The organism is Nostoc sp. NMS8, assembly GCF_017115045.1.
Taxonomy (GTDB): domain Bacteria; phylum Cyanobacteriota; class Cyanobacteriia; order Cyanobacteriales; family Nostocaceae; genus Nostoc.
Genome location: NZ_JABXKK010000086.1, coordinates 84,720 through 104,458, shown reverse-complemented (window position 1 = coordinate 104,458; position 19,739 = coordinate 84,720). Strand labels below are relative to the sequence as shown.

Here is a 19,739-nt window from a genome sequence, read left to right as displayed (position 1 = left end):
CTTTTACGGACTGTGGTGCTATATTTTTTTTTGTGATTATTAGCTAATGCTAACTATTTGGCTACAATTTACTTACTAATGGCTAACCATCAGTTAATTATACGTAAATAACTGAACATTTTTACAATCAAGGCACTTACGCGCCCGCAGCTTTTCGCCTCCCCCCCACCCAGCCCCATCAGCACGGAAATATACCCACTGACTTACTGATTCTCCAACGGTACGACCCCAAGCAAAATTTTGTGAACCGCAAATAGGACATGGCGTTTCTTGTGGTATGTAGCTTTTTTGATCTGGTTGGTTGTTCATAAACTCGACTCTAAATAATTGATGCAAAATCCTGAGTTGCTCATGTTGGTGTTTCAAGACTCCTAGACGAAATTGGAATCGTCAAAATAGTATCGCCCCTGGACTTGAAATATGCGTTCAAAGAGTTCTGGAATGCTCTTAGCAATAACTATGGGACTTTGAAGCTGATTATGATCTAAAGTCTGCTTGCCCAAAAGAATCAAACATTCGCTCTTGCGAAAGTTAAAGATATATGCAATACAGCGCCCATCTTCGAGATCAATTAGGTGGGTTGCATCATAGCAGAAAGAATTTGGCTTAGGGATTTCGTAGGTTTTACCAGAATTAAACTTTGGAATTTGCCAAGAATGACCGCTATTAGCATAAAGTATGGCTCCATCAAATCGCTCCAGGATTTGAATGTGTTCCTTGGGAACTGCATCAGAAAAGTTTGTATAAAATTCTGACCAATTAATAGGCGCTTGTGTGATGTGCTGCTGTTGAATTTTGTCGAGTAACTCTGCAAAGTTATTATTACGTTCACGCACAGCCCAGCCAATTTCGGGTTGTAAAGTTTGCTCTTTGGAATCTTGATGAACGCCAATGAAACCAGCAAGTAGTTCTAGAGAATATTCTTGTCCATCTGGCGTTATCAGCTGAAATGGAGTTTGAGAGAGTCCCAAAGGCAAGCATTCAGGAGAAATACCATGAGCAATTTGTTTGAAAAATAATGGTTCAGATAATGACGCGTTCGGAAGTTCGCAGCGATCAATTTCCAGAACGGGATTCTTCACCGAGGGGGCTTTAGTTACTGAATGCGTAATATAAGGGAACAAATCTGTCAACCAGCCAGTAATTAATTCAACACCATAAACAGGTTCAGGTTTGTAGATACAGCGCCAAAACTCTAGTGATGGTCTTCCTGAAGCCGTTTCTACAAATTCTCGACAAATTGGCATTAAACGATCTGTCCACCAGTCTAAATCATACTCAGCCATCATTTGAACGCGATCGCTGATACTTTGCCAATCTTCTACAGTCCCCAACAGCGTAATCTCAGGAATGCCACACACGCAGTACATTACGTAGTCAAAATATTTTTGGAAGGCATTCATCATTACGACATGACTAGCTGTGTGAGTGATGGGTGTTGTAGTACTGAAGTTACACTCTAGCAATCGATATAGATCCGCTCCTACATAATTGCGGATATGCAATGCCCATTCTTGAACTGCTTGACTCCAGTGCTGGGGATGGCTGGGTATTTGTCGAGTTTCAATTATCAGTTGTTGTTTCCCCTGGCGATTAACCAAGCGCGATCGCAAACTTTCTGCATGATTGTTAATATGTTGAGCAAATCCTTGTGATAATGTTATCCAAATAATGTCAGGTGTTAACAATAACGGGCGGTGTTCGCTAAAGGCAGTGTGAACAGCAAGCGCCAGCGAATGAATACCTTGGTCTGGAATTACCTCAAACGTATCATTGTGGCTAAATGCCAGCAGTTGTTTCCCTAATTGCTTCTCTAACTGAAATTTCGCATTTTTTCCAGGTAATCGCTCCTGTGTGCTTTTGACATCATCTACACAAAAGCGAATCTTACCCACAGTTTGTTCAAGGATAGGTGCCAGTACTGTCATCAGCTAACTCGACTTAATATTTTCATCATGAAGAAATTCTGGCACTTTTTGGGAAAATGTAATATGGGTATAATCCCAGGAGTTTGAAATAGAGACTCTAATTTCAAAGTAGAATTTTCACTAGTTTTTGGAGTCGCTAGGGAAGCCCAGAATAAAGGTAGTATCTGAAGATGATGGAATCCCCAAGAAGTTATTACGATGCTGAGTTTGGACAGATGAGATTGGAAGATAGCCACTGGACTTTAGCACAATACGCTGTTTTGGGCGATCGCCGTGTATCGATTTGTGTGGATTTTGAACAGGGGCAGATTGGGGAACTTTCATCGCTTCAGCGTGAAGCTATTCGGCAAGCTCTAGCCTTGCCACCCGATGTGTTACGCATCACTGCTCCTCTGGTGCTGCAAAATTATGATGTATATCGTGACATGATTGGAGATGATTCAATGCCGCTGCTGGCTAATCCCATTCAGGTCTGGGAGCAGGTCACTTTCTCATATATCTATGTGCCGCCCCACGTTGAGTTTGATCTGCATATTACTACCTTTCAGTTGCTAGCTGAGTGTGACTGGGACCCAGAACACGGCTTAGAAGTACGCTTTCGCAATGGAGTAGCAGACGATGCAGATCAGATAGGTGAAATAGGATGGTAAAAACTATCTAGCTTGGTATAAAACCGTGGTGAATTGAAGCATATCGCTTATATGCTGCGATCGCCATGTTTACATCTATAGTCGGTGGAGACAAGAGACACGATTTAGGGTGAACAGTATTGGCATTGCTCCTACCGTAGCTCTATCAGATAAAGAAAGTAAGACTCAAAGCCTCTCTCCTAAAAGCAGACAAATTCTATTCCATGCAATTCAGAACCACTACAATCGCCAGTTTTACCAAAAGCCAAAAAAATAGAGCAGTTGCACTGTAATACAACTGCTCTAAAAAGTACTTAGATAGATATTTTCTATCTATCCACAGATCCCATAATTACGTCAACACTACCGAGAATCACCACAATATCTGCAACCTTCATGCCGCGCAGTAAATGTGGAACAATTTGGAGATTGTTGAAATCTGCTGCGCGAATCTTCCAACGTGCAGGAAATACGTTATCGTCGCCAACCAAGTAAATTCCTAATTCACCTTTACCACTTTCTACACGGGCATAGATTTCACCTTTGGGAATTTTAAAGGTGGGGGAAACTTTTTTACCGATGAATTGGTAATCAAATGCGTCCCACTCAGATTTTTTACCTGCGGCTAAACGCTTGGCTTCCAGATTTTCGTAAGGGCCGCCAGGAAGTCCTTTAATTGCTTGGCGAATAATTTTCACAGATTCGCGCATTTCCCGCATCCGCACCACGTAACGGGCAAAGCAATCACCGGCAGTTTCCCACTGTACATCCCAGTCGAAATCGTCGTAGCATTCGTAATGATCAACTTTCCGCAAATCCCATTGCACGCCAGATGCGCGTAACATTGGGCCAGAAAGTCCCCAGTTAATTGCTTCTTCACGGGTGATAGTACCAAGTCCCTCAACACGTCGCCGGAAGATGGGGTTATCGGTTACTAAGCGTTCGTACTCATCAATTTTAGGTAATAAGTATTCGCAAAATTCCAGACACTTATCTACCCAACCGTAAGGTAAATCGGCTGCTACTCCACCAACGCGGAAGTAGTTGTTATTTACCATCCGATAGCCTGTGGCAGCTTCCCACAAATCATAAATCATCTCCCGTTCCCGGAACTGGTAGAAGAAGGGAGTTTGAGCGCCTACGTCAGCTAGGAAGGGGCCAAACCATAGCAAGTGGTTAGCAATGCGGTTCAACTCCAGCATGATGACGCGGATGTAGCTAGCGCGTTTGGGGACAGCGACACCTGCAAGCTTTTCTGGGGCGTTGACAGTGACGGCTTCGTTGAACATTCCCGCAGCGTAGTCCCAGCGACTAACGTAAGGAACGTACATTACATTAGTGCGGTTCTCAGCAATTTTTTCCATTCCCCGGTGCAAATAGCCGATAACTGGTTCACAGTCAACGACATCCTCGCCATCCAGAGTCATGATTAGCCGCAGAACCCCGTGCATTGAGGGGTGGTGTGGCCCCATGTTTAGCACCATTGGTTCAGTGCGGGTTTCTAGTCTGGTCATAGATTTTGTGTTCTCCGTTCGTGAAAAGATTGAATTCAACCGCGCAGATGCCAACTAGACCCAATTTATCTTGTTTGTCAAGCCAAAGTAAGGGTTGTGGGAGGAGAGATTTGATTTGATGTTTAATTTTGTTGCACTTCTTCAACTATTATATGGAAGCTGGATATGCAGTTAATTAAGGCATCGAATTTTTTTATCTCATGGGGCTGGGATAAGAAGACGGGGTGCAAGAAGACGCATTTTCTCAGTGATGACTATTGACTTCTGAGCTTTTACGTAAGCTATAGAGATATTGTGTCAGCTATATTACAGTTTCATGAGGCTGATACAGACGCTTTGCTGCTTCCCGCAGGGTAGTCCGCGCAGGCGGACTAAAGGTGTTTTAAACCCACCTCCGTGGGTTTTGTCTCGTGTAGATGCGGTTTCTAACCACCCTTTTACTATGAACACACAAAGACACAAACAAAAGAATACATAATTAAAGTTGATCTGTGGTTTTGTGCCCTAAGTCTCATGAATCGTCAGCTAGCTATTGAAGAACCGATATTTTCCCATCTACCAGTGTTACCGCAAGAAGTGATTACAGGTCTAGCGGTATCTCCCGGAGGTCATTATCTTGATACGACGGTAGGGGGTGGTGGTCATAGTCGCCTAATCTTAGAAGCTGCGCCAGATGTGCGGGTAACGGCAATTGACCAAGATGAGGATGCTTTAGCAGCAGCGAGGAAAGAATTAGCAGAGTTTGGCGATCGCGTACAATTTATTTATAGCAATTTTGCTGACTACGAATTTCCCCCCAACACTTTTGATGGTATCTTAGCCGATTTGGGGGTGAGTTCTTACCATTTAGACCAAGCAGAAAGGGGTTTCAGCTTTCGCCAAGCTGCAAATTTGGATATGCGAATGGATCGGGGGCGATCGCTAACTGCTGCTGATGTGATTAATAATTGGGATGAAGCCGAATTAGCTGATATTTTTTTTAAGTACGGTGAAGAGAGATTATCGCGGCGCATTGCGAGACGTATTGTCGAACGGCGGCCGTTGCACACGACTACAGAATTGGCTGATGCGATCGCTTCTTCAGTTCCTCCCAAATACCGTTATGGGAGAATTCACCCCGCTACCCGTGTTTTTCAAGCTCTGCGAATTGTCGTCAACGATGAGTTAAAATCCCTAGAAACCTTTTTAGATAAAGCCCCAAATGCCCTTGTCCCTGGTGGCAGAATAGTGATTATCAGTTTTCACAGTTTAGAAGACCGCCCGGTGAAGCATGGTTTAAGAAATTCACCTTTATTAAAAGTTTTGACAAAAAAGCCGATTACTGCACAAGAAGAGGAAATTAGCAAGAATCCGCGATCGCGATCGGCCAAGCTGAGGGTAGCAGAAAGAAAGCAGGAGTGAGGTGACATAGAGATGATAAAAATCTGGTTAATCCTCATATCATTTAGTACAAGTCATGAAAAAGTAGGAATGCATCCCGAAGAAAATTTCCAAGAGAACAAACATAGATAAAAGGAAAATGGCGTAGTGGTACATTACTCTACACCATCCTTGAAAATGAATTTTCCTCTACTCGCTCTTGACTTTACCCAGTGAGAAGAAATCTGACAGCCTGATTTTTAAAGCAGAAATTACCAAAATGACAGTTTTCAAAACATTATTAAGATTAACCAGCCAACGAGGATAACCTTTATACAGCATTTCACTATTGACTTCGTACAAATCCCCTAGCCATTCTTCGCGTCTTTCTGGAGGGAAGAGGTAAGCAATTTGGGAAGCTATCCACCTACTAGTCCAAGTTTCAGCAGGATCAGATTTTTTATACTTGCGTAATTTCTTCCTTAACTTAGAAAGCTTCTCTAGATTTTCTACTGAGTCTTCTAAATCGTCCACGACTTTCTGAACTATCAACTCTTCCCCAACTTTGATAACTTCGTCTGATTTTAAAGATGTTATGTCATGTAGGTGTTGTGCGTTTAGTTGAATTTCTTTTATAGTAAATTCCCAATCGTTATCCTCAATTTCTGTGCCTGCTGTTCCGCTAACTGGGCTGCCAAGTAAGTAGATTAGAGCGGAAAGACTGGACGGCTTCGAGAGTCGCAACACCGCTGCCTGTAAGTTTGTAATAGCGCCGTCTTGCTCCACCTCGTTCTTCACGCCCTTCATCTCCCCAACGGGATTCGACAAGCCCTTTCTTTTCCAGAGAATGGAGAACAGGGTAAAGGGTGCCAATCCCCATCTTAGTATTACCGCCACTAGCCTCTTCCATAGCCTGCGGAATTTGGAGACCATAAAGTTCTTTGTTGTATAGTGCGAGCAATACGATTTCTTCTCGTGGTGAAACTTGGACATTCGTTGAACCTTTGTTAAGTATTATGATTTCTTCTCGCGCCATATTTTGTACTCTCATGTGTCCTTTGCTACTTAGATATTTCTCGTTGTTACGACCCCTGTTATGGGGCAACGAGCCTACTCACTGTTACGACTCTTGTAACGGGGCAGTGAGGCTTTTATCTTAAATACAGTATATCTTATAAATTTGATAGTTATTGGAAATATCTATACAGCTTCGGCAAGCCGTACTTGCTGCCTGACTTCAGTTGGTGAAAATTCTATTTCCATAAGAGGAAATTAATAAGAATCTGCGATCGCGATCAGCCTAGTACAAAATTTTTTTCACCACCGCCAAGCGTTTGAGGTCACATAAGCGTTAGCTTAAGAAGATGTACCAGTTGTGCTAAACAAAAAGTAATTTTTAGAGATTTCTAGGAAACTAGTAAATAACTATATAATGAAAAACTTTCAGGAGGAGCGGTAGTGAGCCTACAAACTCTCGTTGACCAAGCCACCATCCCCCCAGATTCAGGGTCAGCATCTAGTCCCTTTGAGGTAGATAGCTTTAATGAAGCTGTCATGTCCACCTATGGACGGTTTCCCTTAGCCCTAGAACGGGGTGCTGGATGCCGGGTTTGGGATACACAGGGACGAGAATATCTGGACTTTGTGGCGGGAATTGCCACTTGTACTTTAGGACATGCCCACCCAGCGATGGTAGAAGCGGTGACACGCCAAATCCAGAAGTTGCACCACGTCTCTAATTTGTACTATATTCCTGAGCAAGGTGAATTGGCAAAATGGATTGTCAATCATTCCTGTGCCGATCGCGTATTTTTCTGCAATTCTGGAGCTGAGGCTAACGAAGCCGCAATTAAATTAGCCCGAAAATATGCCCACACAGTATTAGACATTGAAAAACCAATTATTCTAACCGCCAATGCCAGTTTCCACGGACGGACTTTAGCGACCATTACCGCTACGGCACAACCGAAGTATCAAAAGTACTTTGACCCATTGGTTCCTGGGTTCCACTACGTAAATTACAACGATATTAACGCTGTGGAAGTGGCGATTAGTGAGTTGGATGAAGGCGATTATCGGGTAGCGGCAATTTTAATCGAGCCATTGCAGGGAGAAGGCGGTGTACGTCCAGGAGATGTTGCCTATTTCAAAAAACTCCGGCAGATTTGCGACGAAACTGGCATTTTATTGATTTTTGATGAAGTGCAAGTTGGTATGGGGCGCAGTGGCAAATTATGGGGTTACGAACATCTCGGCGTTGAACCGGATATTTTCACCAGTGCCAAAGGCTTAGGTGGCGGTATCCCTATCGGTGCAATGATGAGCAAGAAATTCTGCGACGTTTTTCAACCAGGGGAACACGCTAGCACCTTTGGCGGAAATCCTTTTGTGTCTGGTGTAGCACTCGCTGTTTGCCAGACATTAGAACGGGAAAATATTTTGCAGAATGTGGAAGATAGGGGTGAACAGTTGCGATCTGGATTGAGAGCGATCGCAGCCAAATATCCTCAGCACATTAGCGATGTTCGGGGTTGGGGTTTAATCAACGGTTTGGAGTTGCGAGCCGACATTGCCCTAACCGCAGGCGATGTCGTCAATGCTGCCATCAAAGAGGGCGTATTACTAGTACCAGCCGGGCCCAAAGTAGTCCGGTTTGTGCCACCGCTAATTGTCACAGAGGCGGAAGTAAACACTGCCTTGCAAGCTGTGGACAAAGCAATCGCGGTTCTCACCAAATAGAATACTGTTTGTTTTGTGTAGAGACGTTGCAATGCAACGTCTCTTTTTCATTCTGGGGAAATTTGCCGATAAGCTTGTCGGCATTGCTCATAATTGTCTGGCAAAATATCGGCATTACCAAAACATAATTGCTCGTGAGTGGTAATTAAAGTTTCATAAGGCTGTATGGGAGTCACAGCCGATCGCAGTAATTGCAGATATTCTCCATCTGTACGGCTGAGTTTGTGAGGTGCGATCGCCTTTTGATGTAACTGCTGCAACATTGCTAAATAAATACAACGGCAAGCTTCACGGTAGTTACCTTGACGGTAAAATTTTTGCGATCGCTCCAACAAAAGGGCTATGGATAACTCACTAGAGGGAGTTTTTACGCGAAAATCAATGAGATTGCCAGTTTTATTCAGCCAAGAATATATGTAAGGACTGAATTCTCGCCATAATCGCCAACACACCCAAGCGATAAACAAGCCCAGTACCAGCCAAAACAAGAATTTCAGCAATTCACTCAGCCAAGGGCTAATCGACCATCCAGTAGGCAATTCTGGCAAAGCTTGTTCAAAGCGGTAAAACTGGTATTCCCACCATTCACCCGCTTGTTGTTGGAATTGAGATAACTGCCAATTCCAGTTAGTTTTTTCAAAAGTTTCTGTCATAGGGGAGAGTGAGGGGCAGGGAGCAGGGAGCAGGGAGCAGGGAGCAGGGAGCAGGGAGCAGGGAGAAGAATTTTCTCCTCCGCCCCCCGCACTCTGCCCCTCTGCCTCTTTTCAATGCCCAATGCCCAATGACTAATGACTAATGACTAATGACTAATGACTAATGACTCTTGACTCCTTTTTTATCATTATCCAGCCGATAACAACAAGTAGGGCACCGAATGCAAGAAACCCTAAATCCCAAGCTAACTGATTTGAGCCTGATTTCACGTGATGAACACCGAGAATTTGGTGGTCAATTAAACCTTCAACCAAGTCAAATAACCCAGTTCCAATCAGTATCGAGCCAATAAAAGTCTGTGATGACCAAGGAACATCATCACGCCCTCCAGCACGCCATAGTAACACAAGTCCGACCACGGTAAATACCCAATTCAAGGTATGAAATAACCCATCCCATACTATGTTCAAATCTATATTTGCCGTGTTGGTCAGAGGTCGAATGCTACTGAGCATGTGATGCCACTGGAGGATCTGATGCAGTAAAATCCCATCAATAAACCCTCCAAGACCCACACCAAGAAAAATTCCAGCAGTAATCAGTGGTGCGCGTCGGTTGAGGTTTTCACTTTTCGCCTCCATTGTCAACCTCATAGATAGGCTTTTTTACAAAAATACAACTCCTTGAGGAGAAATATCTTCTATCTTGAGACAAGTAAAATCATTCAATTTACGGCGTTTTTCAAGTAATTGAACTACACCATTTACTTGAAAAATGCTGTAAATTAATCAATCTTCAAATTTAATCTGCATACCCGCCTTCACTGGATCGAAATCTTGAGGAAAATGGGTGTTGCGTTGGCGTAGCCTACCGTAGGTAATCGTAGTCTGCTTTTTCCAGGTTCGCTCCTTTGAGAGAGGCTTGACGGAGATTCGCTGACATCAATAATGTTCCCCGAAGATCGGCATCCTTCAAATTCGCTTGACCCAGATCCGCAAAACTCAAATCAGTTCCCCTCAAATTAGCGCTACTCAGGTTAGCTTCACTCAAGTCAGCATAACTAAGGTCAGATCCTTTCAAGTTAATGCTTTGCAAATCAGCATTACCTAGTTCTGCTTTACTAAAGTTTCGTTTTCCGGCTGCATAACTCTCCACCAGAGTAGCGGTACTATTGATGGGCTGCTGAGAATTGACTTCAGGCATATAACAGCGTTATGGGTTGCTAGTTATGACTTTCAGATACCCTTTTTAATTACGAATTACGAATTAGTAATTATTTGGTCATCCTTCCTAAATGTAATACATTAGCTCCTTCTGTTCTCGGATTGCTCTTCGATCGCAAAGGTCTTGGAGTGTATATTTTTCCAAAACAGAGTTAGCAGCCTGACGTGCTTCCTGCCACACTTCCTGAATTAGCTCACCTTCTACCGTGTTGGGAGTCGGCTCACAAGGAGAGACAACAATATCTGATCCTTCCATGCAGCTAAAAGCATCAAACACTGTAATCTTTGCAGGATCTCGTGCCAAAACATAGCCACCTTTGGCTCCGCGTATACTTTTAATCAAACCTCCACGTCTTAATGTTGCTAGAAGTTGTTCTAAATAGCGGTTCGGTATGTCTTGCAATGCCGCTATTTCCCGAATTTGCAGGGCTTCACCCTTAGGGTAGCAGGTTGCTAACTCTAACAGGGCTAGAAGCGCATATTCTGATTTATTAGAGATTACCACAGGCGTAATATTTTAAACTGATACCTAAAAATACAAAGTGTCGAAGCCTGTTTCCTTAAGCTAATGCTAAGAAAACTTTACAATCAACCTATTGTCGACCGGCTAACTCTACTTTAAATACCTTTTAGGATAGAAGCAAATACTTTTGTTTTTAAATTCAATAAATAAAAGTGATTGACTATTGTACCGTTTTCATAGGTGAAAAGTGAGTTAAGAGCTTACGTATCTAGCCTTCAATCCAGTTTTAATCAGCATTTCAGAGATTGTACGGGTGAGGATTATGCAATTAATGGAGTGAAATCGTAGCTGGAGTTATGATAAAAGCACTTTTTTGGGGTTGTGGAATTTTTACACTTACCCCTTAGTGCATTTGAGATACAGGAACCTAGCTAGAAGGAGGTTCAGCAAAAAAAATTGTTTCGTCTCGTGGCTGTTCTCCGCCAATGCGTTCGACTTTTCGCTAACAACAGCCACAGATAAAATAAAAGCGAACGCTGTCAGTGTCGGGTTTTATTAATTTAGCTAAACGCGATCGCAATTTAGCATACTGAGTGGAAGTGATATCGCACTCAAACACACTCAACTGCATCCATTGTCCGTAAGACTTGAGAATTGAATGAATTTTAGTCCGACGCTTATCTTCTGGAATGTCGTAGCTGACAACAATATACATGGGAGTGGGGAATGGGGAGAAATTACAAGTTATTTGAGAACTAGGGGCGGATATTTATCGATTTCGTTCATGAGGTACTTACTCAATAACCTCGCCTGAATTTCAAAGGCTTCCTGGTAGGTGCATTTGTTTCCCATAACTGGATGCTTGAAATTCGATTGTTTCTTTTGTTCGTAGGCGCGAAGAAATGTATGCAGTCCTTCTTTGGTCAAAGACACAGCACCACTGAGCGGTTCGGTGGTAAAGTCAGTTAGCGTGAGCGATCGCTTGTTAATCAGCGACAACACCATAGCATCCACTATTAAAGGACGAAATTCTTCCATCAAGTCTAAGGCTAGGGAAGGTCTACCATAACGCTCGACGTGTAAGTATCCTAGATAGGGATCAAAGCCAACAATATTTAAAGCACTTTGCACATCATGGCGTAGTAATGAATACCCAAAACTCAGTAGGGCGTTAACTGGATCGGTTGGTGGGCGGCGGTTTCTGGCTTCAAATCGAAATTCTGGGGTTTTGATTAGGTGTTGAAAACAACCGAAATAGGCTGCACTACCCGCACCTTCTAAGCCTCTGAGGGAATCAATACTACTAGTGTTTTCGATTGGTGCGATCGCGTTTTCCAATCGAGTGATGTTATTATTCAGGTCAGTATCAGGATGTTCTCGCTGAGTGCGAAGTAAGCTATGGCGGTAATTTTTCAATTTACCCCGCACAAATCCTCTGACTAAATGGATTGCTGGTTCTGATTCTCCCACAGCTTGCCATTGGGCTTTACGAACAAAGATATTTTTAGTAGCTTCTGGTTCTAAACGCCCTAAATATCGTCCGTTTTGTGTAAGAAATGTTAAACAAATGTGACGTTCTAAAAGTTCACTGACGATGGCGGGAGAAATAGTAGCCCGTCCTAGTACTACAATTCCCTCTATTTTAATTAAAGGGATATCCAATATTGTTTTTTGTTCAGCTTTGACGGTAAGACGTTCGTCAACTTTACCGATAAAAGCATCGGCTTGTGTTACGTAAAGTGTTCCCATTTTTGATTCTTCCTAGTAATAATTGGGGGTTGGGCAAATAGATTTATCAGGTATAATTCAATACGGCTCAGGCAGGGGTTGTTGGTGTAAATAATTGGTTTCTTAAGACGCGATTTATCGCGTCTCTACATGATGGTTTTGTTGCTCATTCTGAACTGTATTGCGGTATGATTTAATGTACTTCTTGATAACTTTTGACTTTACCGGTTGCTTTGGGCAAACATTGCGAATAAAGACTGCATCCTTGGCAGCGTTTGCTGTAAATTGGTTTTGGCATTGCTCCTGTTTCTAGGAGATTTGCGACAGATTGAATAGTCGCGATCGCACTTTGCCGTAATTCTTGATTAATCTCTACTAATTGCCGTTGATGGGAGTGGGCATAATAGATATATCCAGTGTTAACAGGTTGTCCGGTCATCTCTTCTAAACATAAGGCTTGGGCACAAACTTGCAACTCATCGTTATCCCATTCGCCTTTGCGTCCTCGTTTGTATTCTACTGGATAAACTTGACCTGATTCGGCTTCAATTAAGTCAGATTTGCCGATGAGTTTGTATTGCTCAGACTTCAACCAAATTGCTCGAATCTGCCAAGTTTCTCCTCGCTGTATATCGCTTGTGGTGTGGACGCGATCGTGTAAAGTTGTACCTTCAATTGTATATTGGTTATCGGTAAATTCACATGCACAGAACATCCGCCAACAGCGATGGCGGACAATAGGCATATTGATTCAATGCCGCAATGGAAATATATTCGGTTTGATTCATAACTTAGGTGGTTTTTAAATGATGTTTGAAATTATGGAGAAGACAGGCGCCGCGTCATCCCCATGCCCATTGTTGTTTTACGACCAATTCCTGCATACAAAGCAAAGTCAGCTAAAGCATTAATTTGCTTAATTTGTATCGGTTCAATTTTTCCCAAAATCTTGTAGGTAACTTCGCCAATAATGCCAATAAATTTGCTGCGAGAATCAGCTAATATTTCTGTGTGAATATTGACAAATGAAGGAAAGATTGACTCAATAGCAATCTGAGTAAATTCTATACCACTGTATTTATTCCACCGCGAAAGTAGAGAATTGAAAACAGATTCTCTGGTAGGAAGGGTAGTATCATACTGTCCTTGACGGAAGGCGGTAGGCGTGGAAAAGGTAAGATTAATAGAAGAATTGCGTAGGCGTAGTCCGTCGCAGACATCGCTAGCTTCTTCGTATAATTGAGCATAAGTACTGGCATTCGCCCAAGGTTGAATAGATTGGGGTGTGCCTTGAATGCTGGTAATGTACAAGTCAGCTGGGCCAAGATGCCAAGGGCGGTTGGGATTAAGATTTAGCCAGAGTTGGGTAAGTTTGCTAAATAAAGTGTCATCTAATAAAGAGATGCGCCACCAACAAGGAGTTCCGGCGGGAATGGGTTGTTGATGTGAGTACTGCAATTTAGATCCCCCCTTACCACCCTTCAAAAGGGGGGAATTAACTTGTAAGGGAGAGAGGGTGAAAGCTTTATCTGCGGTGGAATCGTGCAAGCGATCCCCTAATGTGCTATCTACAGAACTAACGAGAGTTAAAAATAAGGCGTGGAGATGTCTACCTGTAAGATACTGTGGTGGAATGGGCGATTGAGGTAGCAAATTCAACACTAAACTATGAGGCATACTTTCTCTTTTTGGTTGTAGACTGAGTGCTTCTTGACTCTACAGTGAACTCAGGGATTTCCTGGAGTTCAGCATCACTCAAACTATACTGCTCACAAACGAGACTTAGGCGATTTCCTGGGGTTTTGACAGCATTAACCGAATGGGTTAAATCACCTTGAAAATAAACTAAAGTATTGAATTGGGGCTTAATTTGCCCAAGTTGGCGTTTGTGCGATCGCAATACCAGTTCTCCCCCTTCCATATCCGCAGGTACGCGCACATAGAGAACACTGACAACCGCAGGCGGTTCAATGGTTTTGGAGTAGGAACGTAAGGAGCGATCGATATGCGGATCGACGCGGGAGCCTTCTTTGAGCTGTAAAGGATTGAGGTAAAAAGCATTACAACTCGGCTGGAGAGCTAAATCGAGGTAAGGCTTGAAGTAGGGAAACTGCTGTTCTACTTTTGCTAATCCAGAACGCTGAAATACTACGGAAAATCCTTTAGTAGCGACAAAATCGCGGTTGAGGTTGTTGATAGCAAAGTAAGGACAAGCTTGGATTTCTCCCCACAAGTTGTTTAGGTAATCGCTGGGGAAAGCGTTAGATTGTTGTTGATAGTGTTTCACGGGCGATGTGAGAAAAATATACTTATAAATTGATGTTCTACAAATTCTCGCACCATTGGTGCGAGAATTTAATTACTTATCACACAATAAAAACCTCATCATCTGGAAGACGTAATTGTTTAAACTTCATTGCCATTGTTAAAATTCCTGACAAGCCTGTAAAGAATCTATATTCTTTCTCCATATCATTACAAACGATGGTTATTGGATAAGAAATAATTCCTTGCTTGTTTAATTGAAAAATAACAGCAGCATTTGTTCTGGGGCAAAGAACCGAGCGTTTCGGGCTTAATAGTGGCGATCGCACAACAATCTGTAGAGGTCGGAAATCCCTTTACGCTTGACTCTAACCAAGTTAATGCCTTACAGCAAGCAATAAAAGCTTTGAATGATGCAGGTCAGATAGGAGAAGCGCAAATTGTACTTGCACTTTTACTAGAACGTGGCAATCTCGAAGCACCTCTTCGTCAATTGCTGATGAAACAACTTAGTCAACCTATCCAAGAATGGCGAAATACGATAGAAGAACTAAGTAAAGCTAAACAGCCTTTCTACATTCTCTATTCCAACTCTCAAGGTCACGAGTTAGATTACAAAGTTCGTCATGCTGAGGTGCGGTTTTTTGAGAAACGCTTTTATCTCATGATTTGGTGCGAAGAGACAGCAGACGTAGAAAACGATATCCCAGAATTACCCGAACTTTGGCACAATCGTTGCTTAAGCTTTGAACGAATTAAGTCTGTTGTCCCGACAAGTGGAGATTGGCGGGGTCAACTTGATTATGTAAAAGTGCAATTACACTTTCGAGGTTGGTTAGCCAAAGCCTATCAACCCAAAGAAGATGATATTGAGGATGACATGATTAATGATGTGCGTCAGGTGGTGCGGCGAGTAGCTAATCCTTTCTGGCTGATTCGAGAAGTATCGCGGTATTGGGAAGATTGCGTGATTGTATCACCTGAGAGTCTGCGCGATCGCCTCAAACAAAAACTCCTCACCCTATGTAATTTATACGATATCGAAACTAGGAGTTAAGTCTTGTGAGGTTAGGCATCTTATCTACTCTATTAATTATCAACCAATTGTGTATTCATTTGTTTCTGCAATCCTTTACTTATCGCAAAATTTGCTCAATCATCCGGTTGGCTTGGGAAGCATAACCGCCGCCAAATAAATTGAAGTGATTCAGAATGTGATACAGGTTATAGAGCGTTTTTCGGCGTTCATAGCCTGCATCTAAAGGAAAGACTTCGTTATAACTTTTATAAAACGCTGCTGGGAAACCACCAAATAATTCTGTCATGGCGATATCAACTTCGCGATCGCCAAAATAAGTTGCTGGATCAAATATCACTGGTTCTCCCGATGCAGTACACCCAGCATTTCCACCCCATAAATCGCCGTGTACCAACGAAGGTTGTATTTGATGATTTGCCAATAGTTCCGGGATAGCTGCTAGTAACTTGTCTTGCTGGGGAAAATTACCTCCCCGTCGCCTTGCCAACTGAAATTGATAACCCAAGCGATGTTTAGTATAAAATTCTGTCCAGTCTGCTGTCCAAGTATTGATTTGGGGTGTGGAACCAATGGTATTGTTAATTTTCCAACCAAAACCTTGACTGCTGCTAGCTTTATGCATTGCCGCTAACTTGCGTCCCATCTCTTCCCATGAGTTGCCGTTACCGCTAGCAAGTTCTAACCATTCCAGGATGATGTAGCTAGAATTATCAGCAGTACTCCAGCAAATTGGTTTGGGGATGCGAATACTAGCTGTTGCTTGCATTTCCTTTAAGCCCAACGCCTCAGCTTCAAACATCGGAACTTGGGATGCTTGGTTTAGCTTGACGAAATAGGTTATCTCACCATTGGAGACAGCATAACCTTCGTTGATGCACCCACCGCCAACCGATCGCCTTTGCTGACTCTGAAATTTTTCGCCAGTCACCTGGCTAATATGGGTGTCGATTTGAGTCCACATCATGCAATAATTTTGGATTATAGATTTTAGATTTTGGATTAGTAACTGGGCATTGGGTACTGTTTATTAATTATCTTTCCCATGCCCTATTCCCAATTTTTAATTTACGGCTTGACGAAGACTACACCATAAGCATCTGAAGATAGATACTCTTTGGCTGCTTGCATCAAGTCTGTTGCATCTTGGCTCTGGATTATTGCTGGGTAGTTAAAGGCGGGTTCCAAATCTCCCACCAAAGATTGATAATAACCATACAATCCAGAGCGATCGCTTGGTGTTTCGTTTCCAAAAACATATCTATTAGCTACTCGTCGCCCTATACGGGCAATTTCTGATTCTGTTACCAACTCTGTTTGTAGTTTGCCAAGGTGTTGAGCGATCGTATCCTCTACAATTACTAAATTTTCTACTGCACATTTAGCTGAAATATAAAATATCCCTTGCAGCTCATTGCTCATGTTGCTCACAGAAATTGAAGAAACTAATCCCCGTTCTTCTCGTAAATCCCTCACCAGTCTTGATGTCCTTCCGTGTCCCAAAATTCCGGCTAAAACATCCAGTCCATAGGTGCGATCTAACTGTGTCATTCCGGGAACTCGCCAAACCATCACTAGCCTTGCTTGTTGCAGACTTTCATCGATAAATTCTCGACGAACAATTTCTGTAAATGGTGATTCAGGATTCAGGGGAGAGACGCGATTAATCCCGTCTGTACTGGGCTGGGGAGTAGCTTTTGTAAATCCTTCTGCAACAGTTGCAATTAATTCTTCTACGGGCAAATTACCCACAGCTACAGCAGTAATTGACTGGGGTTGATACCAATTAGCATGAAAATCTCGCATCTCCTGGGGTTTCAGTTCGGCAATCACCGATTCTGGCCCCAATACTGCACGGCGATAGGGTAGATGATCAAAGGCTGTCTCCATCGCCCGCCGATATGTACGCCGTTGAGGATTATCCTCGGAACGCCTAATTTCTTCTAAAACTACTAATCGCTCACGTTCAAAAGCATCATCAGGAATACTCGCATTCGATACTACATCTATTTGTAGTGGCGCAAGCTCGGCAAAATCTTTGGGAGCAGTGGTTATATAGTAATGAGTATAATCTTGGCTCGTAGCGGCATTGGTAACAGCACCCCGCTCTTCAATTCGACGTTCAAACTCGCCGCTAGCCAGTCGTTCTGTTCCTTTAAAAATCATGTGTTCTAGAAAGTGAGCCATACCGTTAATGGCATCAGGTTCTACAGCAGAGCCAACTTTAATCCATAAATTGAGGTTTACGGCTTCCACTGGCATTTGCTCGGCAATGATTGTCAAACCATTGGGCAGCTGATGCAGTGTCGGGGCATTGAGACGGGGAAGTTTCCGTAGGGTTGAGGTCATTGCTACTTGTGTGTGAGGAGCGATGTTACTTCTTTATCTTATCTGGGACTTAAAAATAAGCACTCCGATCGCTTCTTCTGTCGGAGAAGCGATCGCATGAGCAAGTAAGGCAAGAATTTCCCCTCGTCCATACTTGGGTTAGATAACGAACCACAGAGGTGCAGAGAACACGGAGAGGAAGACCCTCACCCAGCAATTTTGGGTTGGTCAAGTAGTACTCATGAAGTCATTAATCTCGATAACGCTGTAAAATTATGAATAGCAATATTAAGAATTATAAAGATAAATATCAATGTCCAGCATTTCTGTTGACAAAACTAAATCTCATGTAGTGGTTATTGGTGCAGGAATCGGTGGACTGACTGCTGGAGCATTATTAGCTCATAGAGGTTACAGCGTCTTAATTTTAGATCAAGCGATCGCACCAGGAGGCTGTGCTTCGACATTTAAACGCCAAGGATTTACCTTTGACGTGGGCGCAACTCAGGTGGCGGGGTTGGAAGCCGGGGGAATTCACCACCGCATTTTCTCAGAATTGCAAATAGATTTGCCGACAGCAACGCCTTGTGACCCTGCTTGTGCGGTGTATTTACCTGGGGAAAGTACACCTATCAACGTTTGGCGCGACCAAGAAAAATGGAAAGCAGAACGACAAAAACAATTTCCTGGTAGCGAACCGTTTTGGCAGTTGATGGCAACTTTATTTGATGCCAGTTGGGAATTTCAAGGACGCGACCCGGTACTACCACCGCGTAATTTATGGGATTTGTGGCAGCTAATCCAAGCGGTGCGTCCCAGTACATTAATTACCGTACCCTTCACCTTATTTACGGTAGGAAATGCTTTACGTTTATGTGGACTGGGAAATGACCAACGACTAAGAACTTTTTTGGATTTGCAACTGAAGCTATACTCCCAGGTGGATGCAGACGAGACAGCATTACTTTATGCAGCCACAGCCTTGAGTGTATCCCAACTGCCCCAAGGATTGTTTCACCTCCAGGGAAGTATGCAGGTGTTGAGCGATCGCTTGGTACAATCTTTAGAAAGAGATGGCGGCAAGTTGTTGATGCGCCACACTGTAGAACAAATCAAAGTAGAAAACGGTAAAGCTACTGCTGTTGTAATTAGAAATCAGAAAACTGGCGAAGTCTGGACGGAAGCAGCCGACCATATAGTTAGTAACGTCACCGTGCAAAACTTGGTGCAGTTATTGGGAGAACAAGCGCCATCTGGATATAAAAACCGGGTGGAAAAACTACCCCAAGCATCGGGCGCATTTGTGGTGTATTTGGGTGTAGACGCCAGCGCGATTTCGCCTGGGTGTCCTCCTCACCTGCAATTTCTGTACGATGTCAATGGCCCCATTGGCGAAAATAATTCCCTATTTGTTTCCGTCAGTCATCCTGGAGACGGTCGCGCACCGGAGGGGAAAGCGACTATTATCGCTTCTTCATTTGTCGATCCTGCACAGTGGTGGCAGACTGAAGATTATGAAGGACTAAAAGAAAAGTTTACCCAAAAAGCGATCGCACGTCTTGCTCAATACTTTTATCTCAAACCAGAAACGATTATTTATCAAGAAGCTGCAACACCCCGCACCTTTGCCCACTTCACAGGGCGCGATCGCGGTATAGTTGGCGGTATTGGTCAAAGAATACCTACTTTTGGCCCCTTTGGTTTCGCCAATCGAACACCCATTGAAAATTTGTGGTTAGTTGGTGACTCGACCCATCCAGGGGAAGGCACTGCTGGGGTGAGTTACTCAGCGTTAACGGTAGTCAGGCAGATTGAAGCGCAAATATAGTATTTTGTCAATCTGAATTCTGAATTCAATTACAACTATTTATAT

Annotated in this window: 19 protein-coding genes and 3 pseudogenes; 5 read left to right on the top strand and 17 right to left on the bottom strand. The window is 43.2% G+C overall.

Annotated elements, in window-relative coordinates; translation table 11 throughout:
* Positions 1-93: 93 nt before the first annotated feature.
* Positions 94-309, bottom strand: a complete 216-nt coding sequence (locus HWQ39_RS17175) for a hypothetical protein (RefSeq protein ID WP_292847365.1) — start codon at positions 307-309, stop codon at positions 94-96.
* A gap of 62 nt (positions 310-371) precedes the next feature.
* Positions 372-1,928 carry a DUF4419 domain-containing protein gene (locus HWQ39_RS17170; protein ID WP_292847362.1) on the bottom strand — a complete coding sequence of 519 codons (1,557 nt, stop codon included), beginning with the start codon at positions 1,926-1,928 and terminating at the stop codon, positions 372-374.
* 170 nt (positions 1,929-2,098) lie between these two features.
* On the opposite strand from HWQ39_RS17170, the gene HWQ39_RS17165 reads away from it, so the two are divergent.
* Positions 2,099-2,578 carry a hypothetical protein gene (locus tag HWQ39_RS17165; protein ID WP_292847359.1) on the top strand — a complete coding sequence of 160 codons (480 nt, stop codon included), beginning with the start codon at positions 2,099-2,101 and terminating at the stop codon, positions 2,576-2,578.
* Positions 2,579-2,886: 308 nt separating this feature from the next.
* Here the strand turns inward: HWQ39_RS17165 and HWQ39_RS17160 are convergent, their stop codons facing one another.
* Positions 2,887-4,071, bottom strand: a complete 1,185-nt coding sequence (locus HWQ39_RS17160; protein ID WP_292847356.1) for an NAD(P)H-quinone oxidoreductase subunit H — start codon at positions 4,069-4,071, stop codon at positions 2,887-2,889.
* 513 nt (positions 4,072-4,584) lie between these two features.
* On the opposite strand from HWQ39_RS17160, the gene rsmH reads away from it, so the two are divergent.
* Positions 4,585-5,472, top strand: coding sequence for a 16S rRNA (cytosine(1402)-N(4))-methyltransferase RsmH (gene rsmH, locus HWQ39_RS17155; RefSeq protein ID WP_292847353.1), 888 nt, complete (start codon positions 4,585-4,587; stop codon positions 5,470-5,472).
* A gap of 168 nt (positions 5,473-5,640) precedes the next feature.
* On the opposite strand, the gene HWQ39_RS17150 is transcribed toward rsmH, so the two are convergent.
* Both HWQ39_RS17150 and HWQ39_RS17145 read right to left on the bottom strand, forming a co-directional pair.
* Positions 5,641-6,228: a hypothetical protein gene (locus HWQ39_RS17150; protein ID WP_292847350.1), complete on the bottom strand. Its 588-nt coding sequence runs from the start codon at positions 6,226-6,228 to the stop codon at positions 5,641-5,643.
* Positions 6,113-6,481, bottom strand: coding sequence for a PadR family transcriptional regulator (locus HWQ39_RS17145; protein WP_292847347.1), 369 nt, complete (start codon positions 6,479-6,481; stop codon positions 6,113-6,115). The genes HWQ39_RS17150 and HWQ39_RS17145 overlap by 116 nt, the downstream gene beginning before the upstream one ends.
* 407 nt (positions 6,482-6,888) lie before the next feature.
* Here HWQ39_RS17145 and HWQ39_RS17140 point away from each other — a divergent pair, with 407 nt between their 5' ends.
* The gene (locus HWQ39_RS17140) at positions 6,889-8,169 is read left to right on the top strand and encodes an aspartate aminotransferase family protein (RefSeq protein WP_292847344.1); all 1,281 of its coding nucleotides are present in this window, start codon (positions 6,889-6,891) and stop codon (positions 8,167-8,169) included.
* A gap of 47 nt (positions 8,170-8,216) precedes the next feature.
* Here HWQ39_RS17140 and HWQ39_RS17135 read toward each other — a convergent pair whose 3' ends face one another.
* From HWQ39_RS17135 to HWQ39_RS17090, 10 genes and pseudogenes are all read right to left on the bottom strand, one after another.
* Positions 8,217-8,822, bottom strand: a complete 606-nt coding sequence (locus tag HWQ39_RS17135; RefSeq protein WP_292847341.1) for a DUF4129 domain-containing protein — start codon at positions 8,820-8,822, stop codon at positions 8,217-8,219.
* Positions 8,823-8,975: 153 nt separating this feature from the next.
* Positions 8,976-9,464 carry a DUF2243 domain-containing protein gene (locus HWQ39_RS17130; protein ID WP_292847453.1) on the bottom strand — a complete coding sequence of 163 codons (489 nt, stop codon included), beginning with the start codon at positions 9,462-9,464 and terminating at the stop codon, positions 8,976-8,978.
* Positions 9,465-9,611: 147 nt separating this feature from the next.
* A pseudogene (locus HWQ39_RS17125) lies at positions 9,612-10,026 on the bottom strand (pentapeptide repeat-containing protein).
* 87 nt (positions 10,027-10,113) lie between these two features.
* Entirely contained in the window at positions 10,114-10,551 is a 438-nt protein-coding gene (locus HWQ39_RS17120) for an Rrf2 family transcriptional regulator (protein ID WP_292847338.1), read from the bottom strand.
* 463 nt (positions 10,552-11,014) lie between these two features.
* Positions 11,015-11,224: pseudogene (cas2, locus tag HWQ39_RS17115) on the bottom strand (CRISPR-associated endonuclease Cas2); the annotation flags it as partial.
* Positions 11,225-11,253: 29 nt separating this feature from the next.
* Positions 11,254-12,258, bottom strand: a complete 1,005-nt coding sequence (gene cas1d / locus HWQ39_RS17110; protein ID WP_292847336.1) for a type I-D CRISPR-associated endonuclease Cas1d — start codon at positions 12,256-12,258, stop codon at positions 11,254-11,256.
* 172 nt (positions 12,259-12,430) lie between these two features.
* A pseudogene (gene cas4, locus HWQ39_RS17105) lies at positions 12,431-13,025 on the bottom strand (CRISPR-associated protein Cas4).
* Between the two features lie 31 nt (positions 13,026-13,056).
* Positions 13,057-13,914, bottom strand: a complete 858-nt coding sequence (cas6, locus tag HWQ39_RS17100) for a CRISPR-associated endoribonuclease Cas6 (protein ID WP_292847333.1) — start codon at positions 13,912-13,914, stop codon at positions 13,057-13,059.
* A complete protein-coding gene (locus HWQ39_RS17095; RefSeq protein WP_292847330.1) occupies positions 13,904-14,524 on the bottom strand; it encodes a 2OG-Fe(II) oxygenase in 621 nt (206 codons plus the stop codon). The genes cas6 and HWQ39_RS17095 overlap by 11 nt, the downstream gene beginning before the upstream one ends.
* Positions 14,525-14,603: 79 nt before the next feature.
* Positions 14,604-14,831: a hypothetical protein gene (locus HWQ39_RS17090; RefSeq protein ID WP_292847327.1), complete on the bottom strand. Its 228-nt coding sequence runs from the start codon at positions 14,829-14,831 to the stop codon at positions 14,604-14,606.
* Here HWQ39_RS17090 and HWQ39_RS17085 point away from each other — a divergent pair.
* On the top strand, positions 14,819-15,559 hold the full coding sequence (locus tag HWQ39_RS17085) for a WYL domain-containing protein (protein ID WP_292847324.1): 741 nt from the start codon (positions 14,819-14,821) through the stop codon (positions 15,557-15,559). The genes HWQ39_RS17090 and HWQ39_RS17085 overlap by 13 nt on opposite strands.
* A gap of 79 nt (positions 15,560-15,638) precedes the next feature.
* Here the strand turns inward: HWQ39_RS17085 and HWQ39_RS17080 are convergent, their stop codons facing one another.
* Positions 15,639-16,502, bottom strand: a complete 864-nt coding sequence (locus tag HWQ39_RS17080; protein WP_292847451.1) for a fructosamine kinase family protein — start codon at positions 16,500-16,502, stop codon at positions 15,639-15,641.
* Between the two features lie 104 nt (positions 16,503-16,606).
* The gene (locus HWQ39_RS17075; protein ID WP_292847321.1) at positions 16,607-17,887 is read right to left on the bottom strand and encodes a pitrilysin family protein; all 1,281 of its coding nucleotides are present in this window, start codon (positions 17,885-17,887) and stop codon (positions 16,607-16,609) included.
* A gap of 292 nt (positions 17,888-18,179) precedes the next feature.
* Here HWQ39_RS17075 and crtD point away from each other — a divergent pair, with 292 nt between their 5' ends.
* Positions 18,180-19,694, top strand: a complete 1,515-nt coding sequence (gene crtD, locus HWQ39_RS17070; protein ID WP_292847318.1) for a C-3',4' desaturase CrtD — start codon at positions 18,180-18,182, stop codon at positions 19,692-19,694.
* Positions 19,695-19,739 lie beyond the last annotated feature (45 nt).